General features: G+C 34.0%; 18 protein-coding genes. 12 read left to right on the top strand and 6 right to left on the bottom strand.

The window, feature by feature from the left end:
- Window positions 1–279 precede the first annotated feature (279 nt).
- Both M0D21_RS06145 and M0D21_RS06140 read left to right on the top strand, forming a co-directional pair.
- Window positions 280–1,305 carry a LacI family DNA-binding transcriptional regulator gene (locus tag M0D21_RS06145; protein WP_248327572.1) on the top strand — a complete coding sequence of 342 codons (1,026 nt, stop codon included), beginning with the start codon at window positions 280–282 and terminating at the stop codon, window positions 1,303–1,305.
- Between the two features lie 123 nt (window positions 1,306–1,428).
- Window positions 1,429–3,477, top strand: coding sequence for a glycosyl hydrolase family 95 catalytic domain-containing protein (locus tag M0D21_RS06140; RefSeq protein WP_248327571.1), 2,049 nt, complete (start codon window positions 1,429–1,431; stop codon window positions 3,475–3,477).
- Window positions 3,478–3,482: 5 nt separating this feature from the next.
- Here the strand turns inward: M0D21_RS06140 and M0D21_RS06135 are convergent, their stop codons facing one another.
- Both M0D21_RS06135 and bglX read right to left on the bottom strand, forming a co-directional pair.
- The gene (locus M0D21_RS06135) at window positions 3,483–4,520 is read right to left on the bottom strand and encodes a LacI family DNA-binding transcriptional regulator (protein WP_248327570.1); all 1,038 of its coding nucleotides are present in this window, start codon (window positions 4,518–4,520) and stop codon (window positions 3,483–3,485) included.
- Between the two features lie 295 nt (window positions 4,521–4,815).
- Window positions 4,816–7,116 (bottom strand): beta-glucosidase BglX, encoded by a 2,301-nt coding sequence (gene bglX, locus M0D21_RS06130; RefSeq protein ID WP_248327569.1) that lies wholly within the window; start codon window positions 7,114–7,116, stop codon window positions 4,816–4,818.
- A gap of 315 nt (window positions 7,117–7,431) precedes the next feature.
- On the opposite strand from bglX, the gene M0D21_RS06125 reads away from it, so the two are divergent.
- The 6 genes from M0D21_RS06125 to arsM all read left to right on the top strand — a co-directional run bounded on the left by M0D21_RS06125 (window position 7,432) and on the right by arsM (window position 11,986).
- Complete coding sequence (locus M0D21_RS06125; RefSeq protein ID WP_248327568.1) at window positions 7,432–7,767, top strand: arsenosugar biosynthesis-associated peroxidase-like protein; 336 nt, start codon at window positions 7,432–7,434, stop codon at window positions 7,765–7,767.
- Between the two features lie 77 nt (window positions 7,768–7,844).
- Window positions 7,845–8,915 (top strand): arsenosugar biosynthesis radical SAM (seleno)protein ArsS, encoded by a 1,071-nt coding sequence (arsS, locus tag M0D21_RS06120; protein WP_394802449.1) that lies wholly within the window; start codon window positions 7,845–7,847, stop codon window positions 8,913–8,915.
- Window positions 8,916–8,936: 21 nt separating this feature from the next.
- Window positions 8,937–9,437 (top strand): rhodanese-like domain-containing protein, encoded by a 501-nt coding sequence (locus M0D21_RS06115; RefSeq protein WP_248327567.1) that lies wholly within the window; start codon window positions 8,937–8,939, stop codon window positions 9,435–9,437.
- Between the two features lie 40 nt (window positions 9,438–9,477).
- Window positions 9,478–10,083, top strand: coding sequence for a TIGR04282 family arsenosugar biosynthesis glycosyltransferase (locus M0D21_RS06110; protein ID WP_248327566.1), 606 nt, complete (start codon window positions 9,478–9,480; stop codon window positions 10,081–10,083).
- 4 nt (window positions 10,084–10,087) lie between these two features.
- The gene (locus tag M0D21_RS06105; RefSeq protein WP_248327565.1) at window positions 10,088–10,900 is read left to right on the top strand and encodes a purine-nucleoside phosphorylase; all 813 of its coding nucleotides are present in this window, start codon (window positions 10,088–10,090) and stop codon (window positions 10,898–10,900) included.
- Between the two features lie 117 nt (window positions 10,901–11,017).
- Window positions 11,018–11,986: an arsenosugar biosynthesis arsenite methyltransferase ArsM gene (arsM, locus tag M0D21_RS06100; RefSeq protein ID WP_248327564.1), complete on the top strand. Its 969-nt coding sequence runs from the start codon at window positions 11,018–11,020 to the stop codon at window positions 11,984–11,986.
- A 63-nt stretch (window positions 11,987–12,049) separates the two neighbouring features.
- Here the strand turns inward: arsM and M0D21_RS06095 are convergent, their stop codons facing one another.
- Complete coding sequence (locus tag M0D21_RS06095) at window positions 12,050–13,270, bottom strand: NADH:flavin oxidoreductase/NADH oxidase family protein (protein ID WP_248327563.1); 1,221 nt, start codon at window positions 13,268–13,270, stop codon at window positions 12,050–12,052.
- A gap of 203 nt (window positions 13,271–13,473) precedes the next feature.
- Between M0D21_RS06095 and M0D21_RS06090 the strand changes: the two genes are divergently transcribed.
- The 4 genes from M0D21_RS06090 (at window position 13,474) to M0D21_RS06075 (ending at window position 17,235) form a co-directional block, all read left to right on the top strand.
- Window positions 13,474–14,184: a DUF547 domain-containing protein gene (locus M0D21_RS06090; RefSeq protein ID WP_248327562.1), complete on the top strand. Its 711-nt coding sequence runs from the start codon at window positions 13,474–13,476 to the stop codon at window positions 14,182–14,184.
- Between the two features lie 197 nt (window positions 14,185–14,381).
- Window positions 14,382–15,344: a DUF547 domain-containing protein gene (locus tag M0D21_RS06085; protein ID WP_248327561.1), complete on the top strand. Its 963-nt coding sequence runs from the start codon at window positions 14,382–14,384 to the stop codon at window positions 15,342–15,344.
- Between the two features lie 366 nt (window positions 15,345–15,710).
- Window positions 15,711–16,457, top strand: coding sequence for a DUF547 domain-containing protein (locus M0D21_RS06080; RefSeq protein ID WP_248327560.1), 747 nt, complete (start codon window positions 15,711–15,713; stop codon window positions 16,455–16,457).
- A 67-nt stretch (window positions 16,458–16,524) separates the two neighbouring features.
- Window positions 16,525–17,235: a TIGR04283 family arsenosugar biosynthesis glycosyltransferase gene (locus tag M0D21_RS06075; protein ID WP_248327559.1), complete on the top strand. Its 711-nt coding sequence runs from the start codon at window positions 16,525–16,527 to the stop codon at window positions 17,233–17,235.
- A gap of 26 nt (window positions 17,236–17,261) precedes the next feature.
- On the opposite strand, the gene rraA is transcribed toward M0D21_RS06075, so the two are convergent.
- The 3 genes from rraA to M0D21_RS06060 form a co-directional block, all read right to left on the bottom strand.
- Window positions 17,262–17,741: a ribonuclease E activity regulator RraA gene (gene rraA, locus M0D21_RS06070; protein ID WP_248327558.1), complete on the bottom strand. Its 480-nt coding sequence runs from the start codon at window positions 17,739–17,741 to the stop codon at window positions 17,262–17,264.
- A gap of 94 nt (window positions 17,742–17,835) precedes the next feature.
- Entirely contained in the window at window positions 17,836–19,092 is a 1,257-nt protein-coding gene (locus M0D21_RS06065) for a POTRA domain-containing protein (RefSeq protein WP_248327557.1), read from the bottom strand.
- Complete coding sequence (locus M0D21_RS06060) at window positions 19,089–20,090, bottom strand: glycoside hydrolase family 113 (protein WP_248327556.1); 1,002 nt, start codon at window positions 20,088–20,090, stop codon at window positions 19,089–19,091. The genes M0D21_RS06065 and M0D21_RS06060 overlap by 4 nt, the downstream gene beginning before the upstream one ends.
- Window positions 20,091–20,117 lie beyond the last annotated feature (27 nt).

Genomic DNA, 20,117 nt, shown 5'->3' with positions numbered 1-20,117 from the left:
AAACAATGTTTATTATCTTTAAATTACATTGTTTATCTCTGGTAGTAAAGCATAACTAATTCTGAACTGTAAGATTTGGGGATAATCAATAAAAGATATTTTTGTAGCAGCTAAATTGCTAAATGTTCAATAATTACTAGCTTCTGTTACAAATTACTAAACAATTCATCTAACTGAAAAGCAAACACCTGATTTTAAAAAATGCAAACGTTTGTATTATTGTATTTTTAGTGAAAATGATGTTTTATTAATAATTTTTTAACAAAATTATAATCGATTTTGAAAAAAAGAAGAATTAAACTTGAGGATATTGCCAGAAAACTAAACATTTCTATAGCTACGGTATCCAGAGCATTAGATAAAAATCCTAGGGTTAAGTTAAGTACTCAAAAAAAGGTTCTAGAAACTGCAGAACTAATGGGTTATATGCCTAACCAAATTGCCAAAAGTTTAAGCTCTGGAAAAACAAATATTATCGGAGTGATTATCCCCAGATACGATGAACCTTTTTTTATCGAAGTATGCAGAGGAATTGATCATTACGCACGTGAACATAATTACAAAATTCTAATTAGCTCTTCAAGAAACTCTTTTGAGTTTGAACGAGAAAATCTGATGTCTTTTGAGAAAGGTCTAGTCGATGGTATTATTCTTTCCCCAACTCATGAAACTGAAACCTTTACGCACATACGAAGTATTATTAAAAAAGGTATTCCCGTTGTGTTATTCGACAACATAAAGGAAGAGGTCTCTGGAGCAGATCATGTTTTGATTGAAGATGATAAGGCCTCGTTTTCTGCTGTTGAATTCTTAATTAAAAAAGGCAGAAAAAAAATTGGGTTTATAGGAGGTATAAAAGAGAAAAAGGTTTTTCAAGATCGGTTTAAAGGATATTTAGATGCCATGCGAGCTTATGATATTCCTATACATGAAGAATTGATATTACATTGTTCCTCACTAGAACGACAATTTGAAGATAATGAGATACAGCATTTTTTTAATACTATAAATACTACCCCGGATGCTATTTTCACCTGTACCGACAATTATGGTTTACTTACAATGAAAACTCTATTAAAGATGGGGTACAAAATCCCAGAAGACATATCAGTTATAGGGTTTGGTGATTTAGGACTTGGGAATATTTTTGTTCCTTCTCTTACTTGCGTCTCTCAGCCTAACTTTGAAATGGGCGAAAAAGCCGCGGAACTTCTCATTGCTCAATTTAATGAGTCTAATGAATTTAACCATGTCAAAAAAGTGATAAAGCTAAAAACAAATTTAGTTGAAAGAGATAGCACATAAAAACATTCTTTTTTTTTAACTTTAGCACTACGCTAACAAACTTTCTGGAGTTCATATTTTGAAGTTATATCGATTAACTTCAAATGATTCTATTATATACACAAAACATCTAAAGAAAGAAAAATGTCAGCAAAAAAAATCAACCTCCCCTTATTAGTTCTTGTTTTTTTCCTATTCCTTTCTAAAAGCTTTTCACAATCTCAAGATTGGGAAATATCTGTTTCTAATTATGAACAATATACTGGTATTGTTGCTGCCAATGGACGTATCGGGATTTTACCTTCTGCACAAATATTTCAAACCGATAAGATTATACTCAATAATGTATACGACAAAGAATCAGTTCTAGGAGTTAGTAAAATTTTACTGGGAATGAACTTCGGAAATCTTGAAGTAGAGATCAATGGTGATAAACTAGACAATTCCAAAATCAGCGATTGGAAACAAACCATAAATATGAAAGAGGCTAGATTAATCACTTCTTTCACTTATAAGGATATTGCAAAGATATCGTATAGTATTATTGCATTGAGAAATGTACCATATTCTGGATACATAGATATTGAAATAACCGCATTAAAACACCTCAATTTAAGGACCACAGGCAAAATTCAAACCCCAGAAGAGTATCAGAACCCCCTTAGTACATTTAGAGTTTTAAAAGATTTGGAAACTACCATGCCAATTCTACAAACTGTAGCCAAAAGTAGACTTGGAAAGCATACTGTTGCCACATCTGGAACATTTATATGGCATCATATCAATTCAACCAGAGAGAACCAAAGACCAAAGCTTACCCACCAAAAAATATCAGAGTACGACAACAGAATCTCGTTTGAAGAATCTGTAAAAAAAGGCACCACCTACAAATTTGCTTGGACCGCTGCACAGTGTACTACACAAGATTTTTATGACCCTCAAACAGAGAGTGAACGTTTTGTTATTTTTAATCTATTAACCCCAAGAAATGATCTTTTACAACAACATCAAAAATTATGGGAGGATCTATGGAAAGGAGATATTATTATAGAAGGAGACACTCAATCACAGCTTGATGTTCGTTTAGCACTATATCATCTGTATGCCTTCTCTAGAGCAGATTCAGATCTTAGTATTGCCCCCATGGGACTTAGCTCACAAAATTATAATGGTCATATTTTCTGGGATACTGAACTATGGATGTACCCTCCTCTTTTAGTTTTTAATCAAGGAATTGCAAGATCTTTGGTTAATTATAGATCTAATCGCTTAGAGATGGCGAAGAAAAAAGCCATTAATTTTGGGTACAAAGGAGCTATGTTTCCTTGGGAGAGTGATGACACCGGAGAAGAAGCAACTCCCGCCTGGGCACTAACGGGTACTTTTGAACATCACATAACAGCAGATGTGGGAATCGCTTTTTGGAATTATTATAGAGTGACCAAAGATAAAAAGTGGTTAAAAGAAAGAGGTTACCCGTTACTTAAAGAAGTTGCTGATTATTGGGTCAGTCGAAGTACTCCAAATGCTGATGGTTCATATTCAATAAAAAATGTGGTGGGAGCAAATGAGTTTGCTCCAAATGTTGATGATAATGCGTTTACAAATGGGTCTGCTATAACTTGTCTAAGATATGCTACTTTGGCAGCAGAAGCACTGGGAATTAGTTCAAATCCTAATTGGAATGCTGTCTCAGATAAAATAATCATTCATAAACTACCAGATGGAACCACTAAAGAACATAATAATTACAAAGGAGAAATCATAAAACAAGCAGATGTTAATCTACTCGCTTATCCTTTAAATATTGTTAAAGACAAATCAACTATTTTGAAAGACCTAAAGTATTATGAACCTAAACTCGCCAAAGAAGGCCCCGCCATGGCACAAAGTGTTTTTGCAGTAATATATGCGCGGCTGGGTGACGCAGAAAATGCATATCGATTATTTAAAAGAAGTTATGAACCTAATAAAAGACCTCCCTTTGGCGCACTAGCAGAAGCTGCGACAAGTAATAATCCTTATTTCGCCACAGGAGCTGGAGGAATGCTACAAACCGTAATATTCGGATTTGCTGGATTGCATCTAACCGATGAGGGCATCGTTCAGAAAAATCCTGTTTTACCAAAAAAATGGAAAAAACTTACACTTACGGGGGTGGGTACAGATCAAAAAACTTACGTAGTTAAATAATAATATTACATTGTTGAATCCCTAACGATTAGCGATGTTTTTACTATTTCTGTTTGCGGTTTATATTTCTCTACCTCATTATCAAGGTGATTAAGCAAAATCTTGGCTGCCTTGGCCCCCAAATCTTCTGCATGTTGAGACACAGTAGTTAATTTTGGATAAGAATGCCTTGACAATAACCCATCTGTAAACCCTACTACGGAAATATCTTGTGGGATTTTATACCCGAGTTTATGTGAAATATTTATAGTTATCGCAGCAGCAGTTTCATCTAAACCAAGTACCGCATCCAGATCGTTTTCTTTTAGGAACTTTTCTATCTCATTTTCTATATTGTGAGAATCTTGCTCTACCAAATCTAAAATAGTATCCTTAACCTGCAAATCTATAAGAGACACATCGTTGTTAGCATTGGCAACTTCTCTGGCTCCCTCTAACCTGAGTTTAGCTACACTTAAATCCCCAATAGTGGTTACCACTGCGATCTTTTTACAACCCGAATCTATAAGATATTGTATCGCATTTTTAGACGCCACTTTATCATCAACAATTACCTTATCGCAATCAATCTCATCGCTCACCCGATCAAACATAACGAAGGGAACATTATCCCGCTTCAACACCTGAAAATGATCAAATTTATTAAGCACTTGTGTTTCCTGACTTAACGCGACCACAAAGCCGTCTACACTGCTATAATTTAACATTTCTACGTATTCGACCTCTTTTTGGTAAGACTCATTGGTTATACAGGTTACAATTTTATATCCATTTTCTGCAGCTTGTTTTTCGATACCAAAAAGTGCTTTTGCAAAAAAATGATTTAAAATTTCTGGCAGTATCACCCCAATAGTTTTGGTTTTACTACTTTTTAAGCTTACAGCTAACGCATTAGGTTTGTAATTATAAAAATTTGCCAGTTCGTGAACTCTAGTAATGGTTTTCTGACTTATTTCAGGGTCATTTTTCAACGACTTAGAAACAGTAGAAATAGAAAGATTAAGTTCTCTTGCCAACTGTTTTAATGTAACTTTTTTTCGCATGACCTAATGTGTTTGACTATGTGTTATTTAAGACCAATGAGAGAATATTGGTCAGATTATCTTTCGAGCCTAAATTAAGCTTTTTTCTTAACCTATGTCTACTAACATCTACACTTTGTGAACTTACACCCAATAAAGTGACAAATTCTTCTTAAAGTAGATGCATTTTAAGGAGACACATAAACGCAAATCTTTTGAGGTAAGATTAGGACATTTCTTTGATAACACCTTACAAAAATCTTAATGTGATTTATCAAAATTTATTACGAAAATTACTTAACTATTATATCAACTTTTAGTTCTTATATAAAAAATCACTCTTAAGACTAGCCAAAGAATCTCCTCCTACAAAAACAGTAAATTTTCCGGATTCTGCTTCCCATTTCTTATTAGCAGTATAAAAAGAAATTAAACGTTCATCAACAATAAAAGAGACCTTTTTGCTTTCACCAGGCGCCAATTCTATCATCTCAAAACCTTTTAGTTCTCTAACAGGTCTGGTAAGACTCCCGAAATGATCTTTAATATACAACTGTACAATTTCTTTCCCCTTAACACCACCTGTATTTTTAACGGTTACTGTAACCTTTATGTTTCCTCCATTTGAGAACGAAGAATTGCTTAAAACTAAATCTTTATACTCAAAGCTTGTATAACTCAATCCATACCCAAAAGCAAATAATGGATCATTTTTTTCATCTGTATAGTGTGACCAAAAAACCATACCATCAGGGTTAGAAGGCCTACCTGTATTCTTAGCGTTGTAATATAGTGGCACTTGCCCAACATGCCTAGGAAAAGAAACTGGCAATTTTCCCGAAGGATTATAATCTCCAAATAACACATCGGCAATGGCGTTCCCTGATTGAGATCCTAGGTGCCATGCCTCCACGATGGCTGACGCTTTTTCTTCAACATTAGGTATAGCCAAAGGACGTCCGTTCATTAAAACCACAATAATATTTTTATTCACCTTGTAGACTTCTTCAAAAAGTTGTTGCTGTGGCTCGGTTAACTCAATATCGACCTGACTTCTTCCTTCTCCAGACTGAAAAGCTTCTTCACCTAATGCCATAACAACAACTTCGGACTCCTTGGCAACTTTTACAGCACCAGAAATACCTTTAAAATCAGCCCTATTTAGCTTAAGCTCCCTAATAAAACTTCGCTCACCAACTCCAAGGGCAACTCCTTTTTGATATTCTACCTTTGTATCAGAAGTAACTGCTGTTTTTATTCCTTCTAAAAGTGAAACTGCAGAATTAGGAAGGGCTTGTGCTCTCCAACTACCTATTGGACTATCTTTATCATCTGCCAAAGGCCCAATGACAGCTATTTTCTGAACTTTTTTACTTAATGGGAGAATGTTATTCTCATTTTTAAGTAAAACAATTGATTTTCGAGCTACATCTCTAGCAATCTCTAAATGTTCTTTGGTATAAATTTCATTTTTTTCTCGATCTTCATTACAGTATTTATATGGATCGTCGAACAACCCCAGTCTATATTTAATAGTTAGTATCCGTTTTACTGCCTCATCAACTAATTTTTCTTCTACTTTACCATCTTTTACCAATTGCACCAAACTAGTATCGTAGGCTCTTCCTTCCATATCCATATCATTACCTGCAATCATAGCTCTTTCAGCTGCTTCAGTTCGATCCTGAACATAACCATGAAATATCATCTCTGCGATCGATGCCCAATCAGACACAATAAAACCATCCCAATTCCAAGATTTTTTCACAATATCTCTTTGCAGCCCTTTATGCCCGGTTGCTGGAATTCCATCAATTTCGTTAAAAGAACTCATCATTGTGGCCACGCCTGCATCTACTGCAGCCTTAAACGGAGGCAAAACTGTATTATGCAACTCATATTCTCCAATACTCACAGTATTATAATCTCTTCCTCCCTCTGCAAATCCATACGCTGCCAGATGTTTAGCACAAGCTGCAAGAGTATTATTAAGTGCAAGATCATCCCCTTGAAAACCATTTACTCTTGCTATTGCAATTTTTGATGCTAAATAGGGATCTTCTCCTGCTCCTTCCATAATTCTACCCCAACGAGCATCTCTAGAAATATCAACCATAGGTGCAAAGGTCCAATTAATTCCTGCTGCTGTAGCTTCTTTAGCGGCAACAGATGCAGATATTTTTATTGCATCCATATCCCAACTGGCACTTTCTCCCAACGGAATAGGAAAGATGGTTTTGAAACCATGAATCACATCGTATCCAAAAAGCAGAGGAATCTTAAGTCTAGAATTTTCGACAACCGCCTTTTGCAACGCTTTGGTTCCTTCTACCGAAGTAGCATTGAGCATAGCTCCAACTTCTCCATTTTTTAATTTCTGGTACTTCACTTTATTTCCAACATCTGAAGGAGGACCGGTTACATCCCAACTTCCGTTGTATAATACCAATTGTCCAACTTTTTCTTCAAGTGTCATAAGAGTTAGAATCGAATCTACTTTTTTAGCTATTTCTTTGTTGTTAGATACCATATTTTGTGAAAAGCAAATCCCAGGAAATAAAATTCCTAAGATTAAGGTTAGTAGTAACTTCTTTAAGGTATTAAGTAGTGTCTCCATTTATTATTATGATTATTTTTTGGCCTTAAGTTTAGTGTATACCCTTAAAATTACTATTTTTCATTGGAAGTTGTTATCCTTTTAGGAATATCACAATTAATTTAATTTTCTACTTTAAATCCTGATAAATTTTCAGTAAAATGCATTAAAAATTATCTTTACAATAACCCACAATAACTAGGCGATTTTTTAAGTTCTAATTCTCTTTGCTTTTATAAGTTTTTTTTACTTAAAATTAATAGTAAGTTTATTGTAAGTATTCTATACCAAAGAACGACTTAAATTATTTAAAACAATTGTTTAAAAAAATAGCATATGTCTAAAACATATTATGACCCTTCAGACCTAAGGAAATTTGGAAAAATCACAGAATGGAGTGAAGAACTTGGTACTAAATTCTTTGATTATTATGGAAAGGTATTTGAAGAAGGAGCTTTGAGCGCCAGAGAAAAATCGTTGATCGCTTTGGCCGTTTCTCATGTTGTTAAATGCCCTTATTGTATTGATGCTTATACAAAAGATGGTCTTCAACGAGGGATTACAAAGGAAGAGATGATGGAGGCAGTGCATGCAGGTGCTGCAATAGAAAGTGGTGCTACTCTGGTACACGGAGTACAAATGATGAATAAATACGAAAAACTATCTATGTAACGCAACATAGTTTTTCTAAAACATGGTTTTTAATCTTTTGGAGCTCTCCTTAAGAGTAAAAAATCCAACAAAAGAAAATGATGTCAGAAACTAAGAAAAAGCAATCTTTACATAAAAGAAATGATCAATTGGCCAATGCCAATAGGCAGCTGGAAATTCTTAATAATGGAATTTTTGCGAGTGGTGAATTACCAAAATTCTCAGATAAAATTGCAGAAATTGATCAATTCCCCCTTCGTCCTAAAAAGCTGGAAATCTTACAGATTAATGTAGGGTATATGTGCAATCAGGTTTGCGAACATTGTCATGTAGATGCAGGGCCTGATAGAAAAGAAATTATGACCAAAGAAACAATGCAACAATGCCTTGAAGTTATAAAAAAAACAGGAGCACATACGCTTGACCTTACAGGAGGAGCTCCAGAAATGAACCCAAATTTTAGATGGTTTGTTGAGGAAGCAAGTAAAGCAGGAATTAAAGATTTTATTGTAAGAAGTAATCTTACCATTATAAGAGCAAACAAAAAATATTACGACTTACCAGACTTCTTCAAAAAACACAATGTACACGTGGTATCTTCTATGCCTCATTGGACTCGTGGTAAGACAGATAAACAAAGAGGTGATGGTGTTTTTGACAAATCTATCAAAGCCCTTCAAGAGCTTAATGATCGAGGTTATGGTATGCCCGACAGTGATCTAAGATTAGATTTGGTATACAATCCTTCGGGTGCCTTTTTACCAGGAGATCAAGCAGCCATGGAAAAAGACTTCAAAAAAGCATTACAAGAAGACTTTGGAATACAATTCCATAATCTTTTTGCTATTACCAACTTACCTATTAGTAGGTTTTTGGATTATCTCATTGCTTCTGAAAATTATGAAGACTATATGTATGCATTGGTTGAAGCTTATAATCCTGCCGCTGTAGCCAATGTTATGTGTACAAATACTATTTCTGTAAGTTGGGACGGCTGGTTATACGATTGTGATTTTAATCAAATGCTCGATCTTAAGGTAGCTAGCAAGGTAAAACATATTAGTGAGTATAATGAAGAACTGCTTCAGAACAGAAACATCGTTATTTCTCAACACTGTTACGGTTGTACTGCCGGTGCAGGAAGTAGCTGTCAAGGAACCGTTGCATAATTACTAAGCCCCAAAACATTTATGAAACGAACTTTTCTATTCCTTACCTTTCTGTTTATTTATTATTTTGGCAATGCTCAAAACTCATTAGCCGAACTATTAAAAACATTCAATAAGGAAAATATCCCTTATATAACGGTGAGTGAGCTTACTAAAATTCAGGATCAAGTGCTACTATTTGATGCGAGAGAACCGCAAGAATTTGAAATTAGCCATATTAAAAATGCAACGCTAGTTGGTTACAACCGTTTTAATATTAGCAACGTTCTAAAAAACAACATCGACAAAGATCAACCCATAGTTGTATATTGCAGTTTAGGTGTTCGGTCTGAAGATATTTCGGAAAAGCTGAAAGAAGCAGGATTTTCAAAAGTTTATAATCTATATGGTGGTATTTTTGAATGGAAAAATAATGATCATCCTGTAGTAAATTCTGAAGGTGAATTGACTGAAAATGTTCATCCTTGCTCAAAAGAATGGGAAAAATGGCTGGTGAAAGGGCAAAAGGTATATTCAAATTAAATGCTTAAATGTTGCTTATTACTAGTGACCAATATCATACATGAAAGAAAAAAACCTACTCATGATTTTTACCCGAAATCCAGAATTGGGTAAATGTAAAACACGTTTAGCGGCAACTATTGGGGATCAAGCCGCACTAGATATTTACAAGTTCTTATTACAACATACTGTAGAGATTACCCAAAACCTCCATGCAACCAAAGAAGTACATTATTCTGTTAAAGTTAGAGATAATGATATTTGGGACTCAGAAATTTATACTAAGAAACAACAATCTGGAGACCACTTGGGAAAACGAATGGAAAATGCATTTCAGAAAGGATTTACCGAGGGATATGAAAATATTGTTATTATTGGGAGTGATATTTATGACTTAAATCAAAACGATATAGAAAATGCTTTTGCAGCTTTAGAAACTCATAACTATGTAATTGGCCCAGCCCAGGACGGTGGATATTATTTATTCGGAATGAAATCATTAAATTCACGAGTATTTAGAAATAAAGAATGGGGAACCGATACGGTTTTAAAAGATACCCTTATTGATTTAGAAAATGAAAACGTAAAATTACTTGAAGAACGAAACGATATAGACTATTATGAAGACATCCAAAATATCGACGTTTTTCAAAAATTTATAAAATAACCATATGATTAAATATATTGAAGAAACTACTGAATTTCTTGTCGAAAGAGGCTTTGAAAACCCAGAAATCGGGATTATTCTGGGAACAGGACTAGGACAACTTATCAATGAGATAGAGATTATTAAAGAGATAAGTTATAATCATATTCCTAATTTTCCCACGGCTACCGTTGAGTTTCATAAAGGGAAATTAATTTATGGAACCCTTGAAGGAAAAACTGTAGTGGTTATGCAAGGTAGATTTCACCTATATGAAGGATACTCTTTGCAAGACGTAACATACCCTGTAAGAATTATGCATAAACTTGGTGTTAAAACACTTTTAGTTTCAAATGCATCAGGAGCTGTAAACCTAAACTTCAAAAAAGGTGAATTAATGCTTATTGATGATCACATTAATCTTCAAGGCGGTTCTCCGTTGGCTTTTAAAGGTGTTGAGCAATTGGGAAGTAGATTTACCGATATGAGCGCACCATATGACCTCGAGATTAATAAAAAACTTGAAAACATAGCAAAAACTAAGAATATTAACCTTCATAAAGGAGTTTATGCTTCTGTTCTTGGACCGCAGCTGGAAACACGTGCAGAGTATCGCTACCTTAAAACTATAGGAGCCGATGCAGTGGGAATGAGTACTGTCCCCGAAGTAATTGTAGCTAATCATCTAGATTTACCCGTTGCAGCAGTATCAGTACTAACCGATGAATGTGATCCAGATAACTTAAAACCCATAGATATCGATGAGATCATTGCCATGGCAGGTAAAGCAGAGCCTGAAATGATTGCTCTATTTAAAGAATTAATAACCACACTATAATACTACTAAAAAATAATGTTGCTGATTTGAAAGTTTTATCTTCATTTTCAGACTAACATAAATTATAACCCAAAATAACTTATATTTCCACTCTAAAGGAAAGACAAAATTCGATTTATGAGCTATTTAGATACTACACATGATGTATATAAGGAAGCAGCACTAACACCAGATGTTGGTTTATGCTGTACTACAAATCCTATTTGGGAACTACCCGGACTCAAAATTCCTAAAATTATGCAGGAAATGAATTATGGTTGCGGTAGTACAGTAAATGCAAGAGACTTAACAAATAACCCGAAAATATTATACGTTGGTGTTGGAGGTGGAATGGAATTACTCCAATTTTCTTATTTCTCTCGTCAAAAACATGGTGTTATTGGTGTTGATGTAGTAGAAGAAATGCTAGAAGCTTCAAGAAAAAATTTCAAAGAAGCTGAGGCTCAAAATGACTGGTTCAATAGTGATTTTGTAGATCTTAGATACGGTGATGCGCTTAACCTTCCTTTGGAAGATAATAGTGTAGATGTTGCCGCTCAAAATTGTTTATTCAATATCTTTAAAGAAGATGATCTCAAAAAGGCTATAGAAGAAATGTACAGAGTACTTAAGCCTCACGGGAGATTGGTAATGAGTGATCCTACTTGTGAGCAGCCTATGAATGATAATCTTCGAAATGATGAACGTTTAAGAGCATTATGTTTAAGTGGTAGCTTACCCATAGCAGAGTATGTAAAAGCACTTACAGATGTTGGATTTGGAACTATTGAAATTAGAGCCCGTAAACCTTATCGAATTTTGGATCCTAAAAATTATGATACTGATGAATTAATCTATATAGAATCTATTGAAGTAGCTGCTATTAAAGACCCTATGCCAAAAGATGGACCTTGTGTGTTTACGGGTAAAGCTGCTATATATTTTGGAGATGAAGATTATTTCGATGATAAAAAAGGGCATGTTTTACTAAAAAACCAGCCTATTGCAGTATGCGATAAAACAGCGGGAGCCTTAGCAGACTTAGGAAGAGATGATATCTTTATAAGCGAATCTACCTACCATTATGATGGTGGTGGATGCTGTTAAAAATTAAGGCTAATTAACTATAACCCGAAAGCTGGAAACAACATTATGTTTTCGGCTTTCTTTTTATAAAAACTTCTTAGCCATTGCCTTTCTAAATTCATAGATAATTAAAAACATTGAACACCACAATGGACTCATATTTACTTTGAGCTCTTTTCCTTTTGAAAATCGTATTAATTGCCTTGCATAAAAACCTCCTTCTGCTGCATCTTCAAATTGTTTCATTCCTGTTCTCACCACTAAATTCTCCAACACTGGAACTTCTCCCTCAAGAAAACCTGGAATGTCTTTCATATTTGTAATAAATGGGCGAGCCATACCAATAAGATCTACCTCACCACTTTGTAATACTTCGTTACAAAACCCGTAAGACCTAAAACCTCCTGTAATCATTAAAGGTAAATTACTTATCGCTCTAATTTTTTTCGCAAACTCTATAAAGTAGGCCTCTCTTCTCTTTGTGCTCTCTTTTACTTCTTTCCCCTCTTCGTTAAGTATAAAAAAAGCAAGTTTTTCGTAAGTGCCTCCAGAAATTTCTAATAAGTCTATTCTTTCTATATCCAGCATCTTTACAACCTCCAAAGATTCTTCTTCGATAAATCCACCTCTTTGGAAATCGGCAGAATTTAACTTCACCGCTATTGGGAAATCGTTCCCAACTTCTTTTCGAACTTCTCTAATGATAGTGATTAAAAGTCTGCTTCGATTTTCGATACTACCGCCCCATTTATCTGTTCTTTTATTGGTTATAGGCGACAAAAATTGACTTAACAAATACCCATGGGCAGAATGTATCTGAACACCCGTAAAACCCGCATTTTTGGATATTTTAGCAGCATTTACAAAACCTTTAATAACATCTTGAATATCTTCTTCGGTCATCGCTTTTGGCTTTCCAAAGAGTCCCATTTTCTTCAACTGCACTTCAGAAGGAGCCAAAGGCCTTCCTGTACTAAATTTGTTGGTTTGTCTACCAGAATGAGAAATCTGTACCCACGCATGATTTCCATTTGATGTAGCCTCTCTAGCCCAGGAACGTATCTTAGGTAACATATGCTCATCATCAAAACACACATTACCTGCAGATTCAAGATGCCTTCGATCAATCACAACGTTTCCTGTTATTAATAATCCCGCGCCAGAATCTGACCATTGCTTATATAATCTTTCAAGACCAACTGTTGGCTCAAAATTCTTATTACTAATACGTTCTGTCATGGCAGATTTTACCAGTCTATTTTTCAACTTGGCCCCGCAGGGAAGTATAAATTCTGTACTAATCATATATAAATAGTTCGATTACAATGATACACAATCCATATAAATTGTACAATCTATCAATTGTGTTTTAAGGAGTAGCATTAGAAAGTAATGCATTTCATCTATAAAATTTGCATTTTATCGGCATTTTTTGTTCTTTTATAGCACCCAAAGTTTCAAAAACCTTTCATTTTCAATAATTTAAACAACATTAAAACCTACTTGTGATGAAAAAAAATTACCTAGTACTTGTGGCGATTCTTGTACTATTATGTCCCCAAATAAATGCGCAGAACAGTTTGGATCATTCTGTTTGGGATCAGATTCTCATTCTAAATGTTTCAGAAGACGGAAAAGTGAATTATGAAGGTGTTATTAAAGATAGCCCATTATTCTACAAGTATTTTAGATCGCTTTCAGAAAATCCTCCTACCGAAAATTGGTCTAGAGAAGAAAAATTAGCCTACTGGATCAACGCATATAACTCTATTGCGGTTAAAATGATCATTGATAATTACCCTGTTAAGGATATTAATGAATTGCATGACCCTTGGAATCAAAAATTCTTCAGAATAAAAGATAAAAGATATAGCCTGGATGATATAGAACATAAAATCCTGAGAAAATTCAATGAACCTAGAGTTCACTTCCTTATAAATTGCGCTTCCTTTTCCTCTCCAAAATTGATGAATAGAGCTTATACTGCTCAAAATATTGAAGAGGCTATGGAAAAATGCACCCGAGATTTCATCAATGACCCCATGAGAAATATCATTACCAATCAGAAAATTAATATCTCTCAAATCTTCGAATGGTACAAAGATGATTTTAATAATGGTGATGTAGCGGCTTTCATTAATCAATACTCTGATGTCAAAATTAATAAAATACCTAAAGACGGGTATATGACTTACAATTGGAGTTTAAATGAAAAATAATTTGACAGGTAATTACAATATCACCGACCAAAAGTTACTGTAAGGAATTCGTAATACAGAAAACAAAAAAGATTACATCTCATTTCAATTTTATAGTGTGGCCCAAAGTTTGGTACTACTATACTAAGAGAGATAACTTCATCGATAAACGTTATCGTTTTTTGTGTTTCATCTCTTGTAATTTAACCCAAATAAAAATGAACAAAATACTTTTCATATTTGCTATTTGTTTAACTTTTGCATGTGGTGGAAGTAAAGCAGCCATTCAACAAACAAATACTATAGACACACAAGAACAGTCACAAAAATCCCAAGTAAAATCTGATACCGTTAAAATTAAAATTCCTATTGAAGAAAAAGCTCCCGATGGTATTATCGAGCAAATAGTTCCTGAAACCAATAACGAAAGTCATGATAAAAAAGAATCTGAAACTCATGTAAAACTAGATGACACAGGCAGCAACGTTTCTGGACAAGAAAAACCAGAAACAAATGACAATGCTGAGGTTATATTGGAAGCTTTTGATCACAGCACCTGGAATGATTTATTATCAAAATATGTTTCTAGTGACGGAAAAGTAAACTACAAAGGTTTTAAACAAAATAGAAAAGTATTCAAAACATACTTAACCTCTCTTAGTGAAAACATGCCCGAAGAAAATTGGAGTAAAGAAAATACACTAGCCTATTGGATTAATGTATATAATGCATTTACCGTAAAACTAATTATAGATAATTATCCTTTGCAGAGCATAAAAGATATTAAAGACCCCTGGGATTTAAGATTCTTTAAATTGGGAACCAAATGGTATACATTAAATGATGTTGAACATCGAATATTAAGAAAAATGGGAGACCCAAGAATTCATTTCGGGATAAACTGTGCCTCTTTTTCATGCCCTAAGCTGCTAAACAAAGCTTTTACGGCACAAAATGTAAATAAGGAGTTAGATAACCTATCGATTAGCTTTATTAATGACTCCCAACGCAATATTATTACTACAAATAAGATACAATTGTCTAAAATATTTTCATGGTTCGGAAAGGATTTTAAAACAGAAGGTTCATTAATCGATTTTCTAAACAAATACTCAAAAATCAAAATCAGTTTTAATGCAAAGAAAACCTTTGTAAAATACGATTGGACGTTAAATGAGTAAACTATTTGGAGTGAATTTCACCCCAATATCTTCTAAAGATGTAACCTCGATTACATACAACAAAAGTTAAAATTTTCACAAAGATTTTAAGTATCAAAATCTAATAATCGGACACATAGAATATCGATCAAAATCAACAATAATCACCTTATTACAAGCTATTTAAACTTTAAATGGCTTATTTCTTGCCATCATTATTTGGTAATAACCCAATCATTACAAAGTTCAAAAAAACGAGTTTTTATGTAAGGTCAATTTAGCATTCTCTACTAAATCGGTAAATAACGATTAACCGGTTTGTTAAGTTTCAAATTACAGGAATAAAAGAGAAAGACGAAGTAATAACCATTCTAAAAAACTATAAGCATGAAAGCTCCAGCATTTATACTAACACTATTCACAATATTATTTTTTAATCAAACAAACGCACAACAAAGTTTTGACCATAGCGTATGGGATCAAGCTTTACTATTAAATGTCTCTGAAGATGGTTTGGTAGATTATGACGGTTTTATGAGAGATAGCTCTCAATTATATAGATATTTCAGACAATTATCAGAAAATCCGCCTCAGGAAAGTTGGTCTAGAGAAGAAAAATTAGCTTACTGGATCAATGCATATAATGCATATACTATTAAATTAGTAATAGATAGTTACCCTATCAAGAGCATTAAGGATCTTGAAAACCCATGGGACAAAAAATTCTTCAAAATTGACGGTGTATGGCACAGTCTAGGAGAATTAGAACATAAAATCTTAAGAAAATTTGGTGATCCAAGAATTCATTTTGCTATCAACTGCGCTTCTATTTCTTGTCCAGTAGTCTGGAACAGAGCTTACACAGCAGATAATTTACATACAGCCCTGGATCAACAAACTAGCAAGTTTATCAACGACCCTTTAAGAAACACTATTACCGACTCTGAAGTGAGCGTATCTAAAATATTTACATGGTACAAAAAGGACTTCAAAGTAAATGGAGGAGATGTAAAAGATTTTATCAATAGATATTCTGCTGTAAAAATTGAAAATCAACCTAAAAAAGGATATAAGAATTACAACTGGGGGTTAAATGAAGGTAAAAAAGCATCCTCAGCATTTGCCCTAGATTAGGAGACAAATTATACAGAATAACACACTTAAATGAGTACATTTATAGCCCAATTTTAATACTCCTAAGTTGAAAATATCGATTGTTATTCCTATACTCAATGAAGCAGCTACAATTTGTAAGCTGCTTTCCTACTTATTTCAGAATAGCTATTCGCAAGAAAACCTAGAAGAAATTATTGTTGTAGATGGAGGCAGTGAGGATAACTCCTTAGAGGTAATTCTTCAATGTATAAAAGAAAACAATCCCAAAGTCAGCCTTATTTCTTCTCCAAAAGGAAGAGCCATACAATTAAACAGTGGAGCCAAAGTTGCCAAAGGGCGAGTTCTATATTTTCTCCATGCAGATTCGTATCCCCCTAAACATTATGACCATTTCATTTTGAATGAGGTTAAAAAAGGCAATAATGCAGGATGTTTTAGAATGAAATTTGATTCTAACCATCCTTGGCTGCGTTTTTTAGGGTGGCTAACACAATTTGAAAGTAAACGATGTAGAGGAGGAGATCAAAGTCAATTTATTACTAAAGATTTATTTGACGAGGTAAACGGATATGATGAATCTTATATCGTGTATGAAGATAACGATTTGGTAGACCGCCTTTTTGCCATTAATCAATTTGTGATTATCCCACAATATGTAATTACTTCTGCAAGAAAATACCGGGAAATAGGTGTTTGGCGATTACAATATCATTTCCTTAATATACATATGAGAAGGTGGATGGGAGCCTCTTCTGAAGACTTATACCGATATTATAAAGAAAAGGTAGTTTCTTAATTTAGAATACTAGTGATTACTGCTGGTTAAACTAATTTTCTATTTGCCAAAACAACTCCATCCCAATCTGCATAGATATATTGTGAATTTGCAATATTTGTACCTTCTATGATTAAATTCTCTCCTCGAAGGCCTACATTTCTTTTGATGCTTTTAACAGGGCACGTTCCTAATGCTTTAATACCTATATTCATGGTATTAATTTCTTTAGAATCTCGAATACTACCATACACAATAATACCTTCCCACTTGTTATCTATGGCTAATTTTGCAATATTATCACCAACCAAAGCACATCGTCTTGAACCTCCTCCATCAACTACCAAAACCTTACCTTCTCCTGGTTCTTCGAGTACTTTTCTTACATAAGTATTGTCTTCATGTAGTTTTAAAGTAACTACTTCTCCAAAAAAACTATCTTTTTTACCAAAGTGTTTAAGGTCTAAATTTAACAGGGTTAACTCTTCGGTAAATTCATCCCAAAGATCTGCGGTGTTAATAGTCATTATTAGGGGTTAAATGGTTTATAATAGTATAAAATTAAGGAATTATAAATGATCGAAAAGATAAATCCAAACTTAAAAATTGAAGTACGGTACTTTAAAAATACTGTCCAATACCAAAAACAAATCCATTGGTAGCATCTTCGGTAACTCCATATCCATAATCTATTCTAAAAATAGCATTAAAAATTCTTTTATGTATGAATCGTAATCCTACTCCAGGGTAAATACGGAAATTCTGAGTGTCTCCAAAATCTCCAAAATCTCCCCCAGGATTACGCCAACTGCCACCATCTACAAAAACATTACTCTGCATAATAAACCAATCTTTCTCATATAATGTATGTCTATACTCGGTATTTAAAACAATAACTCCTGTCCCTCGATCAATTGTATTTCCAACACCACGAATATTTAGATTATTATCAACAGCAAATGGTGCAAAAGGGGAATCATCATTGGTAGCAAGGCCCATACGCAGGCGAGAGGCCCAATTTCCCTTTTTTCCTACTCTATGATAATACAAAAAGTCGTTCCACCCGATAATAAAATCTGGTAGTACATTTTCTGTGCTTATGACATACTGCATATTAAATGTACTTTTAAATCCAGATACATACTGAAAATCATAATTCAGGTTATCATACTCATATATGAACTTATATAGAAGTTTGTTTACATCAAAATCTAATGGTGTTCCTTCTTCTGTGATCCCTCTTTTATACTCATAATCTTCATTAAAATAGTTTACTCCTAGTTCTATTCTATTTTGAAAATTGAATTGGTACAACCCGAGAATTTCGTAAGATGTATTGTTATACTTATAATCTGCGGTACCGCTACTTAAAAAAACAGGCTCTTCTGTAGTAATATTACTGTGATTAATGGCCAGCCCCAATCTCTTACTAAATAGAAAAGGTGCTCTTAGATTTACGCTGTAGGAGCTATAAATATCATTTTGATAAATCCCACCAAAAGTCACATTTTGTCCAAATAAATTGAACTCATAGAGCCCTATTCTAAAAGCAAACTCATCATCGTTGGTTGTGTATATATTAGCAGAAGGAATAATAGTGAAGTTTTCTTCTACCCCGTACACTACGTGATATCCCTCTTCCTTTTCATGTACCTGATAATATGCATGCGCTATAGATGGTAATCTCTTAAGTCTTTTGATATCTTCTTCAATCTTTAAAGAATCTAAAACATTCCCTTTTCTCATATTGGTAAGCTTTACTAGTGCTGAAGTTTTTGTTTTTTTATTTCCCTGAATGATAACTTCAGATATAGTTTTGTTTTGCGCAAAACCTGCGGTAGTTATAAAAAGTAATAGAAAAAAAGTGTGAAGGTTCATTGGTTTATTGAGTACAGCTCTTTTATTATTTTTTCTGATGGTTTATTTTGAATGGTAAACCTATTGTTATTTTCTCCTCCTACTTCCTTATGATTATGGTACCATTTCCATAAAAACCCTCCGGCAAACCAGGATTCTCCCCAGAATTCCTCATATAAAGCTGTTATTGCATTATTTTGCGCCTTTAGATCTACTTTTCCAGAATATCGACTAGAATCCCACGGTTCTTTACCCGTATATTGAATACTTCGGTATCCATATTCTGTAAATAGCACAGGTTTTTTAACCTTATCTTTTAATGCTATTATTTCTTTTTTATGTTTCTGCCACCCTTGTTTACAATCTTCAAGGCTTGGCGATTGGTTTTGCGACACGGGAAAATAGGCATCGATACCTATATAATCTAATTGACCCCAAAACGGAGCTCGGTCAAACTGATCCCAGTTTTCGGCATAGGTCAATTTACCTTTATATATTCCTCTTATCTCTTTGATTAATTCGCTCCAATACTCTGGTCTGGTCTGCACGAACGTATGCAACTCTGTACCTATACATAGTATGGGCACCTTCATTTCTTCGGCCAATTGCGCGTAAAGCACTATAAACTCTTTGTATGATTTCTCTAATTGTTTCCATTGTTCTTCAGAATTCATGTTAATATTTCCGGTAAACTCTCCATGCCAAACCCAAATTTGAGGTTTGAGCATTACCTTAATTCCTCTTTCATTAAGCAGTTCTATTGTTCTTTTGGCACCATCTCGTCGTTCTCCCCACCATTGTCTTTCTACATTAAAAACTACATTAGGTGTTTCCAGATCTCTCAAAAATCCAAATGGCATAACTGCTGCCCAATTTGCATTGACCTCTACTACAGGTTCTACATGAGCAGCATTTATTTCTTGAGGAGATCCTACAAAACTTATCCCATTTATTTTAGATGGCTGACCCGAGCAGCCACAAAAGATGATTATAAACAGCAGTAAAAAAACTTTTCGCATTCTTTTTTACTGCTGAAAATACAATAT

This window comes from Aquimarina acroporae (assembly GCF_023195925.1).
In the GTDB taxonomy this organism is placed as follows: Bacteria; Bacteroidota; Bacteroidia; order Flavobacteriales; family Flavobacteriaceae; genus Aquimarina; species Aquimarina acroporae.
The sequence above is the reverse complement of the archived record's forward strand: the minus strand, read 5'-3'. Positions and strand labels throughout refer to the sequence as shown.

Coding starts and splice junctions, on each gene's coding strand:
- M0D21_RS06080 (WP_248327560.1), top strand. CDS start 15,711: ATGAAAGCTCCAGCATTTATACTAACACTATTCACAATATTATTTTTT.
- M0D21_RS06135 (WP_248327570.1), bottom strand. CDS start 4,520: ATGCGAAAAAAAGTTACATTAAAACAGTTGGCAAGAGAACTTAATCTT.
- M0D21_RS06105 (WP_248327565.1), top strand. CDS start 10,088: ATGATTAAATATATTGAAGAAACTACTGAATTTCTTGTCGAAAGAGGC.
- M0D21_RS06090 (WP_248327562.1), top strand. CDS start 13,474: ATGAAAAAAAATTACCTAGTACTTGTGGCGATTCTTGTACTATTATGT.
- M0D21_RS06140 (WP_248327571.1), top strand. CDS start 1,429: ATGTCAGCAAAAAAAATCAACCTCCCCTTATTAGTTCTTGTTTTTTTC.
- M0D21_RS06110 (WP_248327566.1), top strand. CDS start 9,478: ATGAAAGAAAAAAACCTACTCATGATTTTTACCCGAAATCCAGAATTG.
- M0D21_RS06085 (WP_248327561.1), top strand. CDS start 14,382: ATGAACAAAATACTTTTCATATTTGCTATTTGTTTAACTTTTGCATGT.
- M0D21_RS06065 (WP_248327557.1), bottom strand. CDS start 19,092: ATGAACCTTCACACTTTTTTTCTATTACTTTTTATAACTACCGCAGGT.
- rraA (WP_248327558.1), bottom strand. CDS start 17,741: ATGACTATTAACACCGCAGATCTTTGGGATGAATTTACCGAAGAGTTA.
- M0D21_RS06115 (WP_248327567.1), top strand. CDS start 8,937: ATGAAACGAACTTTTCTATTCCTTACCTTTCTGTTTATTTATTATTTT.
- bglX (WP_248327569.1), bottom strand. CDS start 7,116: ATGGAGACACTACTTAATACCTTAAAGAAGTTACTACTAACCTTAATC.
- arsS (WP_394802449.1), top strand. CDS start 7,845: ATGATGTCAGAAACTAAGAAAAAGCAATCTTTACATAAAAGAAATGAT.
- M0D21_RS06095 (WP_248327563.1), bottom strand. CDS start 13,270: ATGATTAGTACAGAATTTATACTTCCCTGCGGGGCCAAGTTGAAAAAT.
- M0D21_RS06125 (WP_248327568.1), top strand. CDS start 7,432: ATGTCTAAAACATATTATGACCCTTCAGACCTAAGGAAATTTGGAAAA.
- M0D21_RS06060 (WP_248327556.1), bottom strand. CDS start 20,090: ATGCGAAAAGTTTTTTTACTGCTGTTTATAATCATCTTTTGTGGCTGC.
- arsM (WP_248327564.1), top strand. CDS start 11,018: ATGAGCTATTTAGATACTACACATGATGTATATAAGGAAGCAGCACTA.